This is a genomic window from Streptomyces silvae (assembly GCF_016745505.1).
Lineage (GTDB): Bacteria > Actinomycetota > Actinomycetes > Streptomycetales > Streptomycetaceae > Streptomyces > Streptomyces silvae.
Genome location: NZ_JAERUC010000052.1, coordinates 37,652 through 52,911, shown reverse-complemented (window position 1 = coordinate 52,911; position 15,260 = coordinate 37,652). Strand labels below are relative to the sequence as shown.

9 protein-coding genes are annotated in these 15,260 nt (G+C 70.5%); 7 read left to right on the top strand and 2 right to left on the bottom strand.

The genetic code is table 11. The features are described from left to right. Nucleotides 1–38: 38 nt before the first annotated feature. On the bottom strand, nucleotides 39–2,471 hold the full coding sequence (locus JKV81_RS07285) for an RICIN domain-containing protein (protein WP_202075201.1): 2,433 nt from the start codon (nucleotides 2,469–2,471) through the stop codon (nucleotides 39–41). Between the two features lie 507 nt (nucleotides 2,472–2,978). Between JKV81_RS07285 and JKV81_RS07280 the strand changes: the two genes are divergently transcribed. The 7 genes from JKV81_RS07280 (at nucleotide 2,979) to JKV81_RS07250 (ending at nucleotide 12,131) form a co-directional block, all read left to right on the top strand. Then, on the top strand, nucleotides 2,979–4,064 hold the full coding sequence (locus JKV81_RS07280) for an ABC transporter substrate-binding protein (RefSeq protein WP_202075200.1): 1,086 nt from the start codon (nucleotides 2,979–2,981) through the stop codon (nucleotides 4,062–4,064). 101 nt (nucleotides 4,065–4,165) lie between these two features. Next, nucleotides 4,166–5,773, top strand: coding sequence for a sugar ABC transporter ATP-binding protein (locus tag JKV81_RS07275; protein ID WP_129260637.1), 1,608 nt, complete (start codon nucleotides 4,166–4,168; stop codon nucleotides 5,771–5,773). Further along, a complete protein-coding gene (locus JKV81_RS07270; protein ID WP_124278655.1) occupies nucleotides 5,770–6,768 on the top strand; it encodes an ABC transporter permease in 999 nt (332 codons plus the stop codon). Before JKV81_RS07275 ends, JKV81_RS07270 begins: the two co-directional genes overlap by 4 nt. Beyond that, complete coding sequence (locus JKV81_RS07265) at nucleotides 6,765–7,808, top strand: ABC transporter permease (RefSeq protein ID WP_202075199.1); 1,044 nt, start codon at nucleotides 6,765–6,767, stop codon at nucleotides 7,806–7,808. The genes JKV81_RS07270 and JKV81_RS07265 overlap by 4 nt, the downstream gene beginning before the upstream one ends. A gap of 65 nt (nucleotides 7,809–7,873) precedes the next feature. Then, entirely contained in the window at nucleotides 7,874–8,911 is a 1,038-nt protein-coding gene (locus JKV81_RS07260; protein WP_099171573.1) for a LacI family DNA-binding transcriptional regulator, read from the top strand. Continuing rightward, entirely contained in the window at nucleotides 8,911–9,975 is a 1,065-nt protein-coding gene (locus JKV81_RS07255; RefSeq protein ID WP_202075198.1) for an aldose epimerase family protein, read from the top strand. Before JKV81_RS07260 ends, JKV81_RS07255 begins: the two co-directional genes overlap by 1 nt. Before the next feature lie 131 nt (nucleotides 9,976–10,106). Continuing rightward, nucleotides 10,107–12,131, top strand: a complete 2,025-nt coding sequence (locus JKV81_RS07250) for an elongation factor G (protein ID WP_202075197.1) — start codon at nucleotides 10,107–10,109, stop codon at nucleotides 12,129–12,131. A 56-nt stretch (nucleotides 12,132–12,187) separates the two neighbouring features. On the opposite strand, the gene JKV81_RS07245 is transcribed toward JKV81_RS07250, so the two are convergent. Then, the gene (locus JKV81_RS07245; protein WP_129260632.1) at nucleotides 12,188–15,199 is read right to left on the bottom strand and encodes a carbohydrate binding domain-containing protein; all 3,012 of its coding nucleotides are present in this window, start codon (nucleotides 15,197–15,199) and stop codon (nucleotides 12,188–12,190) included. Nucleotides 15,200–15,260 lie beyond the last annotated feature (61 nt).

Below are 15,260 nucleotides of genomic sequence, written 5' to 3'. Positions count from 1 at the left end.
GGCCGGCGGCGCGGGGTGGCATGTCGGCGGACCGTCGCTCAGAGCAGCTTCCAGAGATGGTCCGCGGTCCCGTTGTCGTCGTACTGGACGACATGGGCGCTGTCGGCGCCGGACATCCCGTCCACGCCGAGCACCTTGTCCGAGTTGCGGTTGCGGATGTGGTACCAGCCGTCGCCGTCGGGCACGAGCTGCCACAGGTGGTCGGCGGTGTCGTTGTCGTCGAACTGCACGACGTGGGCGCTGTTGGCGGTGGACATGAGATCCACGCCGAGCACCTTGCCCGAGTGCTGGTTGCGGATGCGGTACCAGCCGTCGCCGTTGGCCACGAGCCGCCACAGGTGGTCGGCCGTCCCGGTGTCGCCGAACTGGACGACATGGGCGCTGTTCGCGGTGGACATGCCGTCCACACCGAGCACCTTGCCGGAGTTGCGGTTGGCGATCCGGTACCAGCGGTCCGCCAGCCAGGGCTCCGCGTCCGGGCTCACCGTCGGGAAGGACGTGATCCGCAGCCGGGCCGCGCCCATCGGGACGAGCGTGACCTCCTCGACCGGCTCGGTGCTGTGCGCGGGGCTCCGCTGGAGGGGCGCCACCACGTGCTCGTCGTCGGCGCCCCACTCGGGGATGCGGCGGGCGCGGGCGGTCATCACCAGCGGGGTGCCCTCCAGGGTGAAGGGGTTCGCGCCGGCCGCCCGGCGGCGCGCCGGGACGGGCGGCCGCGCGCCGTCCAGGACGAGGCCGTAGTTCCAGGCGCTGGTGGCGTGGACCGCGTACTCCGGGAACTGCTCGGTGCCGCCGATGCGTTCGTACGACTCACCGATGCGCAGCGAGTAGGTGAGCGGCCCGTGGTCGACGCTGACCGAGCCCTGGTTGTCCGCCCAGGTGCGTACGGTCGTCCGCTGCGGGAAGCGCAGGGTGACCTTGTCGCCGTCGGACCAGGTCCGCTCGACCCGGGTGAAGGCGGGGCCCGCCGGGGCGGTGACCCGCTGCCCGTTGACCCGGATGTCCGGTTCGGTGCACCAGGCGGGCACGCGCAGCACGAGGGGGAAGCGCAGCTGCTTCGGAGCCCGGAGCGAGAGGGTGACCGTGTCGGTGAAGGGGTAGTCGGTCTCCTCGGTGAAGGTGACCTCGGTGCCGTCCGCGACCTTGGCGGTGACCTCGCAGGCCGCGTACATCGCCGCGGCGAGACCGCCGTCCGGGGTGGCGAGCCACAGCTCCTCGACGAAGTAGGGCCAGCCCATCCCGTAGTTGTGGGGGCAGCAGCGGTACTGGTCGACACCCGGCAGGTACGCCTGCATGGCGAAGCCGTTCTGGAACTGCCGGTCCCGCTTGGGCACGTCGTCCAGGTCGACGCTGTTGGCGCTGGTGATGTAGTGGATGGCCCTGCCCGACGGGTCGAGCGAGGCGGGCAGCGAGTTGAAGGCCAGCTCCTCGCAGCGGTCCGCCCAGAGCGGGTCACCGGTGATCCGGGTGAGCAGCTGGTGGCTCGCCATGAACTCGACGATGCCGCAGGTCTCGAAGCCCTGCCGGGGGTCTCCGTGCCCGGGCCGCGCGTTCTCGTCCCCGGCGAAGCCGCCGCCCGGGAACTGTCCGTAGGCGTCCATCGCCTTGGCGTACGTCCCGTAGGTGTTCCGGGTGTCCTGCGGTGAGCCGCTGCGCAGGGCGTACTGGGCGGGCTCCCGGAAGCCCTGGGCGATGTTGACGTTGTGCGGGTTGACCAGGTTGTCGCCCCAGTCGGCGCCGTAACGGTGGATCTTGTCGGCGAGGTCGAGCAGGAAGGTGTCACCGGTGCGGTTGAACACCCAGTAGACGCTGTCCAGGCCGTCGCCCCAGCGCAGGGCGATCCAGCTGGTGTCGAAGGCGCCGGGGCCCTGGGCGTTCATGTAGCGGAAGAACCGGCTGAGGAACGGGATGATCCGGTTGTCGTCGCTGTACTCCTGCCAGGAGCGCAGCGCCTGGATCAGCGGCAGGAACGGCCAGAAGTCGGGGCCGCCGTTCAGCGACGTACGCAGGGCCTTCGGGCCGAAGAAGCCGTCGGACTGCTGGGTGGTGAGGACCGCGTCGATCCACCGGCGTGCGGAGGCCAGCGCCTTCGCGTCGCCGGTGACGATCGCCAGGTCCGTGTATCCGCGCAGCCAGTACGGGACCTCCTCCCAGCCTCCCCGGTCGGGGCGGACCCAGCCGGTGGCCTCGAAGTCGAGGAAGTGCGAGAACTCCTCGTACCGGCCGCACAGTCCGTCCAGCTGGAGCTGCAGCTGACCGGCGAGCCACCCCTTGGCGCTGACCCGGCCGGGCGGCAGCTTCAGGAACGCCGTCGGGTGCAGCGGGGCGGCGTTGGGGGAGTAGTGCCCGCCGCGCGCGGCGGCCACCACGCCTTCGGCGGCGGTCGCGGTCGTGGCCCAGCGGCCGGCCGAGGTGGCCGCGGCGGCGGTGACCAGGGCGCTCGTCATGAGTTGTCTGCGGTTCAGGGGCATCGTGTGGGGACTCCGCTTCTGCTCTGCCGGACAGGGGCGCGGTGACCGCCCGGACCGGGCAGGGGTGGGGTGACCGGCCCGGACGGGCCGGCGCATGGCGAAGGACGCTGTCGCGCCCGGGGGCGACGGGACGACAACTCGCTTGCAACGTTGGAAAATTGATGTCGGCGGTATGACAGCACGCGGTCAAGCCGGTGTCCAGGGGTGGCGCAGCACCTGGTGCCGTCCCGCCCCGGCCGCGGCTCCGCGGAAGGCGGTGCGCCCGGGTGACACATTTTGGAAACGCATCGACAACTCTCTTGCCGCCTGCGCCACCGCGCCTATATAACGTTGTAAACCGAGCCGCCGAGAGGCCGCACAAGCCCTCACGACCGTCGTTTCCGCAGCTCGCAGCGGGGTCGTGAGGGATACAGCGTCAACTGCCGCCGAGCGGCTGACGCATCGTCCCGCCATGCCCGACCGCACGCCGAACGGTGTGCCGTCACCTCGCCAAGGAGCGTCCCGCGCATGATGACCCAGCGTCGATCCCGTACCCTCGCCGCGGCCTGCCTGATCGCCGCCACCGCCACGCTGGCCGTTTCCGGCTGCTCCAAGTCGGAGACCTCGGACAGCGTGGGCGGTGACAGCAGCCAGGGAGCCCAGGCGGCCAAGTCCCCCGAGGCCGCCTCCGGCCCCGGCTGTTCGCTGCAGAGCTACGGCGCGCCCAAGATCGACCTCAAGAACGCCGTGGTCGGCTTCTCCCAGTCGGAGAAGGAGGCCAACCCGTTCCGTATCGCCGAGACCCAGTCGATCAAGGACGAGGCCGCGAAGGTCGGCGTCAAGAAGCTCCTCACCACCAACGCGCAGTCGCAGCTGTCCAAGCAGATCAGCGACATCCAGGACATGCTCTCGCAGGGCGCCCAGTTCCTCATCATCGCGCCGCTGAACTCCGACGGCCTCGAGCCGGCGCTCAAGGCCGCCGCGGCGAAGAAGGTGCCCGTCCTCACCATCGACCGCAAGGTCAACTCCACCGCGTGCAAGGACTACGTGGCCTTCCTCGGCTCCGACTTCGTCGAGCAGGGCAAGCGCGCCGCCGACGCGATGATCAAGGCGACGGACGGCAAGGGCAAGGTGGCGATCCTCCTCGGCGCCTCCGGCAACAACGTGACCACCGACCGGACCAAGGGCTTCGTCGACCAGATCAAGGCCGAGGCCCCCGGCATCGAGATCGTCGCCCAGCAGACCGGCGAGTTCGCCCGTGACAAGGGCCAGCAGGTCATGGAGCAGCTCATCCAGTCCAAGCCCGACATCACCGCCGTCTACGCGGAGAACGACGAGATGGGCCTCGGCGCCGTCACGGCCCTGAAGGCCGCCGGCAAGAAGCCCGGCAAGGACGTCAAGATCGTCTCGGTCGACGGCACCCGCAACGCCGTGCAGGCCCTCGTCAACGGCGAGTACAACGCCGTCATCGAGTCCAACCCGCGCTTCGGCCCGCTGGCCTTCGCGACCGCCCAGAAGTTCTACGGCGGCGAGGAGATCCCGGAGAACGTCATCATCACCGACCGCGCCTACGACGAGACCAACGCCAAGGAATCGCTCGGCGGGGCGTTCTGATCCGCTCCTGAACCCAGCGGCCCCGGCCGCCGTGGCGCCCGTACCGAGCCACGGCGGCCCCGGGCCCTCACCCCTTGGACAGCGGAAGGCCAAGAAGACCCATGGCACCACCCGAAGCAGTACCTCAGGTACCGGAGGCGGCCGGCGACACGGCCGCCACGGTGCTCGAAGCCCGCTCGGTGAGCAAACGGTTCCCCGGCGTCGTCGCCCTCGACGACGTCACCTTCTCCCTGCGCGCGGGGGAGACCCACGCGCTGGTCGGGGAGAACGGCGCGGGCAAGTCCACCCTCATCAAGGTGCTGACCGGCGTCTACCGCCCCGACGGCGGCGAACTGCGGATGACGGGTGAACCGGTCAGGTTCTCCCGGCCGTTCGAGGCCCAGCAGGCCGGTATCTCCACGATCTACCAGGAGGTCAACCTCGTCCCGCTGATGAGCGTGGCGCGGAACATCTTCCTGGGCCGCGAACCGAGGAACCGCTTCGGCCTCATCGACTTCGCCCGCATGCACCGCGAGACGGGCGACCTGCTCGACGGTTTCGGCGTACGCGTCGACCCCCGGCGCCCCCTGCACACCCTCGGTGTCGGCACCCAGCAGATGGTCGCCCTCGCCCGGGCCGTGTCCGTCAACGCCCAGGTCGTCATCATGGACGAGCCGACCTCCTCGCTCGAACCACGCGAGGTGGAGACCCTCTTCCGCGTCATCGAACGCCTGCGCGGCCAGGGCATTGCCGTCCTCTACGTCAGCCACCGCATGGACGAGCTCTACCGGATCTGCGACCGCGTCACCGTCCTGCGCGACGGGCGCCACATCCACACCGGCGACCTCGCCGACCTCGACCGGATGCAGCTCGTGTCGATGATGCTCGGCCGCGACCTCTCCGAGGTGCGCCGCTCCGGCGTCACCAGCTTCGCCGCCGAGGGGCACGAGGCCGCCCGTACACCCGTGCTCACCGCCACCGGCCTCTCCAGCCGACTCCAGCTCCACGACATATCCGTGTCGCTGTACGCGGGCGAGGTGCTCGGCCTGGGCGGCCTCCTCGGCTCCGGCCGCAGCGAGACGGCCAAGGCACTGTCCGGCGCACTGCCCCTGGACAAGGGCGAACTCACCGTCGACGGCACCACGCTGAAGCGCCTCACCCCGGCCGCCGCCATCCGCGCCGGCATCAGCCTGCTGCCCGAGGACCGCAAGGCCGAGGGCATCGTGCCCGGTCTCTCCGTACGCGAGAACATCGTCCTGGCGGCCATGCCCCGCCTCTCCCGGGCCGGTGTCGTCTCGCGCGCCAAGCAGGACCGGATCGTCGACATCTTCATGAAGCGCCTGCGGATCAAGGCGTCCAGCCCCGAGCAGAAGGTCGGCGAACTCTCCGGAGGCAACCAGCAGAAGGTCCTGCTGGCCCGCTGGCTCTGCCTCGAACCCAAGGTCCTGCTGCTCGACGAACCCACCCGGGGCATCGACGTCGGAGCCAAGGCCGAGGTCCAGAGCCTCATCGACGACCTCGCCCGCGAGGGCCTCGCCGTCCTGCTCATCTCCTCCGACATCGAGGAGCTCATCGAGGGCGCCGACCGGATCGTCGTCCTGCGCGGCGGAGCGGTCGCCGGAGAGCTGTCGGGCGACGACGTGGCCGAGGACCGGCTGCTCGAAGTGCTCGCCGACCACGCACCGCAGCCGGCCGACCGGGACCCGGCCGCCCAGGAGGACCCCCGATGACCCAGACCGCCGTCGCCCCGCCCGCGAAGAGCGACAAGCCCCACGAGTCCGCCAGCCCCCTGGCCCGGCTGCGTGACCCCGCCTGGTACCAGCGCTACGGCGTGTACGTCGCCGTGGCGGTGGTGCTCCTCTTCAACGCCCTGTTCACCGACCACTTCATGACCGCGGACAACTTCCGCACCCAGCTCGTCCAGGTCGCCCCCATCGTCATCGTCGCCCTGGGCATGGCCCTGGTCATCGGCACCGAGGGCGTCGACCTCTCCGTCGGCTCGACCATGGCGCTCGCCGCCGCCTTCCTCCCGCTCTACCTCGGTTACGGGCTCGTCCCCGCGCTGGTCGTCTCGCTCCTGGCGGGCGCGGTCGTCGGAGCCGTCAACGGCGCCCTCGTCTCCCTCGTCGGGCTGCAACCCATCGTGGCCACGCTCGCCCTCTTCGTCGGAGGCCGCGGCCTCGCCCTGGTCATGGCCGACGGGCAGCTCAAGCAGATCGTCAACCCCGACCTGCTGTCGCTGGGCACCGGCTCCTTCCTCGGCATCCCGCTGGTCGTCCTGATCGCCGGAGTGCTGGCCGTCGCCGTCGCCTTCCTGGTGCAGCGCACCACCTTCGGCCGCCAGGTCGTCGCCATCGGCGGCAACCGCTCCGCCGCCGCGCTCGCCGGGCTGCCCGTCAAGCGGGTCCTCATCGGCGTGTACGTGCTCTGCGGAGTGCTCGCCGCCCTCGCCGGCATCCTCGCCACGGCCCGGCTCACCGCGAGCGACCCCTCCTCGCTCGGCACCCTCATGGAACTCTCCGCCATCACGGCGGTCGTGGTCGGCGGCACCCCCCTCAACGGGGGCTCCGTCCGGGTGCTCGGCACCGTCGCGGGCGCCCTGCTCATGCAGCTGCTGCGCGCCACCCTCGTCAAGCACGACCTGCCCGACTCCACCGCACAGATCGCCCAGGCGGCCATCATCATCGCCGCCGTCTACGTCGCCCGGGAGCGTCGGTCCCGATGAACGAAACCAAGCCCGCCACCGCCGCCCCGGCCCCGGCCGCACCGAAGGCGCCCGCGGCCCGCCCCGCGGCAGGCCCCGAGCAGACCGGCCGGCAGCGCGCCGCCGAACTCCTGCAACGCCAGGGCGTCCTCGCGGTCCTGCTGACCGTCGTGATCGCCGCCTCCTTCATCTACCCGACGTTCGCGTCGCTGGACAACGCCCGCGGTGTCACCATCCAGGCCTCGTTCCTCGCCGTGGTCGCCCTCGGCATGACGATGGTCATCATCACCGGCGGCATCGACCTCTCCGTCGGCTCGGTCTTCGCCCTCGGGGGAGTCCTCGCCGCCTGGGCCTCGCAGTACGGATTCCTCGCCGCGCTGCTGCTCCCCCTCGTGGTGTGCGGCGGCATCGGTTTGCTCAACGGATTCCTCATCGCCCGGGGGAACATGGCGCCCTTCATCGTCACCCTCGCCACCCTCCTGGGCGCCCGCGGTCTGCTGCTCGCCCTCACCGACGAGGGCGCCACCACCTACCTCGTGCCCAAGGACTCCGCCTTCGGCGAGCTCGGCCAGGGCAGCGTCTGGGGCTTCGGCTACCCGATCATCATCGCCCTGGTGCTCTTCGGAGCCGGCGGACTCGTCCTGCAGCGCACCTCCTTCGGGCAGTCCCTGTTCGCCGTCGGCGGCAGCAGCGACGCCGCCACCCTGATGGGCCTGCCCGTCGCCCGTACGAAGATCCTCGTCTACACGCTCAGCGGCCTGCTCGCCGGACTCGCCGGCGCCCTCAACGCCGCCCGGCTGTCCTCCGGCGTCACCATCGTCGGCGTGGGCATGGAACTCGACGCGATCTCCGCCGTCGTCATCGGCGGAACCCTGCTCATCGGCGGCGCCGGGTCCATCAGCGGAACGCTCTGGGGCGTCCTGCTGCTGGCCGTCATCCAGAACCTGATCAACCAGATCGGCTCGCTCAACTCCTCCTACCAGTCGGTGGTCAGCGGCGGCTTCCTTATCGTTGTCGTGGTGGCGCAGCGCTATCTCGCGCGCAGTCGCAGAAGCACCTGACGACAGGCCGGCCGCACCGGGCCGGCCACAGAGCCAAGCCGAGCCGAGCCGAACCAAGGAGTGCCGTGGGCGTCAGCCTCAAGGACGTTGCACAACGGGCGGGCGTGTCCATCAAGACCGTGTCGAACGTGGTGAACAACTATCAGCACGTCACACCCGCGATGCGCGCCAAGGTGCAGCAGGCGATCGACGAGCTCGGCTACCGGCCGAACCTCACCGCCCGCCATCTGCGCAAGGGCCGCACCGGCATCATCGCCCTCGCCGTCCCCGAATTCGGCAACCCGTACTTCGCGGAACTCGCCGGAGCCGTCATCGACGCGGCCGCCCGCCACGACTACACCGTCCTGGTCGACCACACCGCCGGACTCAGGGAGAAGGAGCTCCTGGTCAGCCAGGGCTTCCGCTCCCATGTGATCGACGGACTCATCCTCAGCCCCATCCACCTGGAGACCGAGGACCTCATGGCGCGCACCGAGACCGCGCCACTGGTCCTGCTCGGCGAGCGCGAGTACGAAGCACCGTACGACCACATCGCCATCGACAACGTGGCCGCGGCCCGCGCCGCCGTACGCCACCTCGTCGGCCAGGGCAACCGCCGTATCGCCTTCCTCGGATCGCGCACCGGCCAGGAACGCCAGCCCGCACACCTCCGGCTCCGGGGCTGGCGCGAGGAGTTGGAGGCCGCCGGCATCACACCCGACGAATCCCTGGTCGTGGTCACCGACGGCTACGGCCGCGAGGACGGCGCCACCGGCATGGCGCAGCTCCTCGACCAGGGCCACCGCCCCGACGCCGTGTTCGCGTACAACGACCTCATCGCCATCGGTGCGATGCGGACCATCACCGAACGCGGCCTGCGGATCCCCGACGACATCGCCGTCGTCGGCTTCGACGACATCGAGGAGAGCCGCTACACCACCACCACGCTCACCACCATCGCCCCCGACAAGGAAGCCATCGCCCGCCTCGCCGTCGACAGCCTCGTCGAGCAGCTCTCGGGCGCACCCGTCGCCGAACCGCGCAGGCCACGCCCCGGCTACCGCCTCGTCGTCCGCGAATCCACCCAGGCCGGGCCCGACTCCGGCCGCACCGAGGATCTCTGATGCCGCGCCCCACCGTGCACCGCACCCCCTTCGGCTCCGTCCAGGGGACCCGGACCGACCTGTGGACCCTCGACAGCGGTACGGGAGTCCGAGCCGAGGTACTCACCTACGGCGCGACCCTGCACCGCCTCACCGTGCCGGACACCACGGGCGCCACCGCGTCCGTCGTCCGCTCGCTCCCGGGCCTCGACGACTACACGGCCAAACACCCCTACTTCGGTGCCGTCGTGGGCCGTTACGCCAACCGCATCGCCCACGGCCGCTTCGTCCTGGACGGCACCGAGCACCACGTCCCCGCCAACGACCGAGGCCACGCCCTGCACGGAGGACCGGACGGCTTCCACACCAAGGTGTGGGACGCTGCCTCCGACCGCACCGACGACACCGTGTCCGTACGGCTCACCCTGCACAGCCCCGACGGCGACATGGGCTTCCCCGGGGCGCTGCACGCCACCGTCACGTACACCCTCGACACCGCCGGCACCCTGGCCGTCGACTACGCGTCGGTCACCGACCGCCCCACCGTCGTCAACCTCACCAACCACGCCTACTTCGAGCTGACCGGCCACGACGACGTGCTGGGCCACCGCCTGGAGGTCGACGCCGACACCTACCTCCCGGTGGACGACGACGGCATCCCCCTGGGGCCGCCCGCCGAGGTCCGCGGAACCCCGTTCGACCTCACCACGCCCCAGGTACTCGCCGAACGTCTCGGCACGGACGACGCACAGCTGCGCGCCGCGGGCGGCTTCGACCACTCCTGGGTGCTGCGGGACACCGGCGCCGGACTGCGCCGCGCCGCACGCCTCACCGCCCCGGACGCGACCCGGGTCCTGGAGGTGTGGACCACGGAGCCCGGCATCCAGGTCTACACCGCCAACCAGCTCGACGGCTCCTTCACCGACGGCGCAGGCCGCCGCCACGAACGGCACGGCTCGGTCTGCCTGGAGACCCAGCACCTGCCCGACTCACCCAACCGGCCCGATCTGCCCAGCACCGTGCTGCGCCCCGGCGACACCGCGCGCAGCCGTACCGAACTGCGCTTCCCGCACCTCCGGAATTAATCGATTGCCGCCCGGCCGGGCGCCCTGCTGTAATTCCGGCACCAACTGACGAACCAGGGAGATGTCCATGCGCCGAGCTTCTGTGTCCACCCAGACAGGAATTCACCCCTATCTCGAGGACCCGAAGCTCAGTGCACACATTGAACCTGGGAATTCTGGCGCATGTCGACGCCGGTAAGACGAGCCTGACCGAGCGGCTGCTCCACACCGCCGGAGTCATCGACGCGGTCGGCAGCGTCGACGACGGCAGCACACAGACCGACACCCTCGCCCTGGAGCGGCAGCGCGGCATCACCATCAAGTCCGCCGTGGTCTCCTTCGCCGTCGACGGTGTCACGGTCAATCTGATCGACACCCCCGGGCACCCCGACTTCATCGCCGAGGTGGAGCGCGTCCTCGGCGTGCTCGACGGCGCGGTGCTCGTGGTCTCCGCCGTCGAGGGCGTCCAGGCGCAGACCAGGATCCTGATGCGGGCCCTGCGCCGCCTGCGGATCCCCACGCTCGTGTTCGTGAACAAGACCGACCGGGCCGGCGCCCGGTACGAGGGGGTCCTGGCCGACCTCGCGCGACGGCTGTCACCCGCGGTCGTCGCGATGGGCACCGCCGAGGGGCTGGGCACCAGGGAGGCGCGCACCCGGCCGTTCACCGCCGGGGACCCGGCCTTCGTCACCGCGCTGACCGATCTGCTCACCACCCACGACGACGAGCTCCTGGCGGCGTACGTCGAGGGCGGGGCGGGCGTCCCGTACGGCCGGCTGCGTGAGCGGCTGGCCCGGCAGACCCGGCAGGCGCTCGTGCACCCGGTGTACTTCGGGTCAGCGGTCACCGGCGCGGGCGTGGCCGAACTGACCGGGGGCATCGCCGAGTTCCTGCCCGTGACGGACCAGGACACCGCCGGCCCGGCCTCCGGCACGGTCTTCAAGGTCGAACGCGGCCCGGCGGGGGAGAAGATCGCGTACGCCCGGATGTTCTCCGGGACGGTACGCACCCGGGAACGCGTCCGGCTGCGAGGAGACGGCGAACAGGAGGGCCGTGAGGGCAAGATCTCGGCCATCACCGTCTTCGACCACGGGACGGACGTCCGGGGGGCCGTGCTCCCCGCCGGAAGGATCGGCAGGCTGCGAGGCCTGCACGCCGTCCGGATCGGCGACAGGATCGGGGACATGACCGGCGAACCGGCCATGGAGCCCGCGCGGGCCCACTTCGCCCCGCCGACCCTGGAGACCGTCGTCACCCCCTGCCGCCGTCAGGACAGGGGAGCCCTGCACATCGCCCTCGGGCACCTGGCGGAGCAGGACCCGCTGATCGGCGTACGCCGTGACGACCTCCGCCAGGAGGTGTCCCTGTCGCTCTACGGCGAGGTGCAGAAGGAGGTCATCCAGGCGACGCTGGCGGACGAGTACGGCATCGAGGTCGGCTTCCGGGAGACGACGACCATCTGCCTGGAGCGGCCCGCGGGAACGGGTTCGGCCGTCGAATTCATCGACACGGACCCGAATCCCTTTCTCGCCACCGTCGGACTCCGGGTGGAGCCCGCCGCATTCGGCAGCGGGGTGGAATTCCGCCGGGAGGTCGAGCTCGGTTCCATGCCGTACGCATTGATGCGGGCGGTGGAGGACACCGTCGTGGAAACGCTCGGCCAGGGAATTCACGGATGGCAGGTCACCGACTGCACGGTCACCATGACCCATTCCGGGTACTGGCCCCGGCAGAGCCACTCCCACGCGGTGTTCGACAAGAGCATGTCGAGCACGGCGGGGGACTTCCGCCATCTGACGCCGCTGGTGCTGATGGACGCCCTGAGACGGGCCGGGACCACGGTGTACGAGCCGATGCACCGCTTCCGTGCCGAGATCCCGGCCGACTCCCTGGGCCCGCTCGTGCCGGTGCTCGCACGGCTGCGCGCCGTCCCCGGGCCCCCGGAGACGCGCGACGGTGTCTGCGTGGTGGAGGGCGTGGTCCCGGCGGCCCGGGTCCATGAGCTCCAGCAGCTGCTGCCGGGGATGACGCGCGGGGAAGGCGTGGTGGAGTCCGCCTTCGAGGACTACCGGCCGGTCGACGGCCCCGCCCCGCACCGGTCCAGGACCGACCGGGACCCGCTGAACCGCAAGGAGTACCTCCTGCGGACCCTGCGACGGGTGGACGGCGGGCGGTGAGAGCCGGGCCGCCGGTGTGACGGACGCGTGCGCCCGCGCGTCCGTCACACGGTGGCTCACTTCAGGTAGGGACCCGCCGCACCGATCTTCCCCGGCGCCGCGTTCCTGCCGCCGAGGTCGAGGACGTACACCCGCAGGTTGCCCTTGCCCGGCGCGGCGACGGCGAGCGTCCCGCCCGTCACCACCTGGGTGTCACCCGTGACGGCGTCCTTGTACGTGCCGTTGGGGATGCCCGTGTACGTGGCGCCGCCCGAGACCGTCACCAGCGCGAAGCTGTCCGTGCCGCTCGCCGTGTCGGTGTAGCGGCGCTTGTACGCCATCGAACCGGTGATGCCCTCCGTGGAGTACTGCCCCATCTGCAGCGCGGGCACCGCACGGCGGATCTGGTTCAGCCGCTGCACATGCTTGACCAGCGGCTTCGCCAGGGTGTCGGCGACCGCGCCGGACGCCGACGCGACCGTGCCGAAGTCCGACGCCACGACGTCGCCCGCGAGATGGGCGCCGTAGTACGCCCGGCCGGTCGTCGCCAGCGGGCAGGTGGGCCCGCAGTCGATCTTCTTGCCGGCCTGGAACTCGATCTCTGAGCCGTAGTACAGCGTGGGGATGCCCCGGAAGGTCCACATCAGCGACATGTTCTCCGCCCAGGCGTCCGTGCCGCCGGCGTACCGTTCGCTGCTCTTGTTGGGTCCGTAGTCGTGGCTGTCGACGTACACGACGTTGTAGGTGGCGTCGTTGTAACTGTCGTCGGAGTCCTTGCCGTTGCTGAAGGCGTTGTTCGCGTCGCCGAAGTTCATGTGCATCCGCATGTCGATGACGTTCATCCCGGAGAACCGGCTGTGGTCCGGCGCGTGGTACGTGTTGCCTTCCAGGAACGCGTTGGTGGAGGTCGGCTGCGATCCGGTGCCCTGCTGCTGCTCGTAGTCGTACATCTCCAGAGCGGCCTTCTCGTCGTCCGCGCTGTATTCCTTGCGCTCCTTCCAGGTGTAGAACTGGGCGGAGTGGTTGACGGAACCGCGGTTCCACTTGTCGTTGACGAAGGCGGCGACCTCACCGAAGACGAAGAAGTTCTTCGCGGCCTCGGTGCCGAACTGCTGGGTGACGCGTTCCTGGATGGCCGGCAGGAAGCGCCGGTTCCAGGTGGTGCGGGGGATGTGCACGGCGGTGTCGACACGGAAGCCGTCGACGCCCATGTCGATGTACTTGTTGTAGGCGCCGATCAGGTAGTTCTGCACGGGCGTGCTCTCGGTGTTGAAGTCGGCGAGGTCGTCGTGCAGCCAGCAGCTCCGGGAGTCCTCGCCCTCCCAGTTGCCGATCCAGCAGTTGTGGTAGTACGCCTTCGGGAACATGCCCGAAGTGGGGCTGGGCCACTGGCAGTTGTAGATCCTGTAGCCCTCCGGTGAGGTGGCCCCGGTGGGTGTGCCCCAGTTGACGCAGGTGTTGCCCGAGGGCTCGGCCGTGGACCACAGGTCGCCGTTGTAGTACGACTTCCCGGACTTCGGCTCGACGCTGAGGCCGTCGTACTCGAAGCCGTCGTTCCTCTCGTCGTAGTACCAGCTCCACTGGGTGTCGCGGACCCCGTACGCCTTCGGGGTGAACAGGCCCTTGGCGCCCCAGCGCGAGGAGTGGTTGTAGACGACGTCCTGGTAGATCTTCATGCCCTTGGCGTGGGCGGCGTCGATGAGGTCCTGGTACGAGGCCCCGGCGGACTCCAGCCGGGAGTCGACCTGGTAGAAGTCGTAGCCGTGGTAACCGTGGTAGTCGTAGTCGGAGCGGTTCAGGACGACCGGGGTGATCCAGACGGCCGACATGCCGAGGCCCTTGATGTAGTCGAGCTTGTCGACCAGGCCCTTGAAGTCGCCCCGGAACATGGGGTCGCCGTTGGCCGCGTTGCCCGACTTCTCGTGCTGGCTGCCGCCCCTGTCGTTCGTGGTGTCGCCGTCGTTGAAGCGGGCGGTGAGGACGAAGTAGACGGGGTCCTTGCGGGGGTCGGTGCCGAGCGGTTTCCCGGAGGCCGGGGCCGTCGGCTTCTCCCCGGTGGTCGCGGTCGCCGCGGCGGACGCCGCCGAGACGTTCCCCGCGGCGTCGACGGCCCTGACGGTGTAGCTGTAGGCCGTCCTCGCCTCCAGCCCGGTGTCGGAGTACACCGTGGAGCCGACGTCCGTCACCGCGGTGCCCTTCGTCCCGCCCGTCCGCGTCACCTGGTACTTCGTCACGCCGCGGTCGTCGGTGGACGGGTCCCAGGTCAGCACCACGGACACCCCGTCCGCGCTCGCCGACACCTTCGAGGGGGCGGTGGGCGCCCGGGTGTCCGGCGCCTCGGCGGCGCAGGGGTCCGCCGCGCCGGCGGTGACCTTCTTGTCCTTCACGGTGGTGAGGCCGGCGGGAACCGTGTAGTTGCCGCCGTTGTTGTTGTCCCAGACCCCGTTGCCGTTGTTGAAGGTGGCCAGCATGGAGGCGGCGGTGCCGAGGTCCACCGTCTTCCTGACCCAGCCGGTGCAGGCCGGTTCCATGCCCACGCCGGGCACGGTGGTCCAGGCTCCGCCCGCCGGCTGGTAGTGCAGATTGGTGGTCGTCCAGCCGACCGTGGCGGTCGAGTAGTAGACCGAGGCCGTACGGCCTCCCTCCTCGGGCTCCGTTCCGCTGTCCGCGCAGGGGTCGCTGTGGGCCACGACGCCGTCCTTGACGGTGACCGCGCCGGTGCCCAGGGCGTAGTTCTTGCCGGCGTTGTTGTCCCAGACGCCGGATCCGTCGTTGAACGTGGCGGCGAGGCCGGACGCGCCGCCCAGGTCGACGGTCTGCTTCACCCAGTCCGTGCACGCGGCCTCCATGGCCACACCGGGGACGGTGGTCCAGGAGCCGCCGTCGGGTGCGTAGTGCAGCCGGTAGGCGGACCAGTTCCTGGTCTTCGTGTAGTAGAAGACGGTGGCGGTGGACTCCGAGGCGGCGGCCGGCAGGGCCGACTCCGCTCCGGACGGGCCGGGCGCCGGGGTCAGGAGTCCCAGCATCACCACCGCGGCGACGGCCGTGGCGGCCGGTCGTCCGAGCAGCCGGACAGGGGTACGTCTCATGCGTGTGCTCCAGGGGAGGGCCGCGGGCGGGTGGACCGCGACTGCCGACAGCACAGCCGCT

Excerpts from the sequence above, each read along its gene's own strand:
- JKV81_RS07285 (WP_202075201.1), bottom strand. The coding sequence starts at position 2,471 with ATGCCCCTGAACCGCAGACAACTCATGACGAGCGCCCTGGTCACCGCC.
- JKV81_RS07265 (WP_202075199.1), top strand. The coding sequence starts at position 6,765 with ATGAACGAAACCAAGCCCGCCACCGCCGCCCCGGCCCCGGCCGCACCG.
- JKV81_RS07255 (WP_202075198.1), top strand. The coding sequence starts at position 8,911 with ATGCCGCGCCCCACCGTGCACCGCACCCCCTTCGGCTCCGTCCAGGGG.
- JKV81_RS07280 (WP_202075200.1), top strand. The coding sequence starts at position 2,979 with ATGATGACCCAGCGTCGATCCCGTACCCTCGCCGCGGCCTGCCTGATC.
- JKV81_RS07275 (WP_129260637.1), top strand. The coding sequence starts at position 4,166 with ATGGCACCACCCGAAGCAGTACCTCAGGTACCGGAGGCGGCCGGCGAC.
- JKV81_RS07245 (WP_129260632.1), bottom strand. The coding sequence starts at position 15,199 with ATGAGACGTACCCCTGTCCGGCTGCTCGGACGACCGGCCGCCACGGCC.
- JKV81_RS07270 (WP_124278655.1), top strand. The coding sequence starts at position 5,770 with ATGACCCAGACCGCCGTCGCCCCGCCCGCGAAGAGCGACAAGCCCCAC.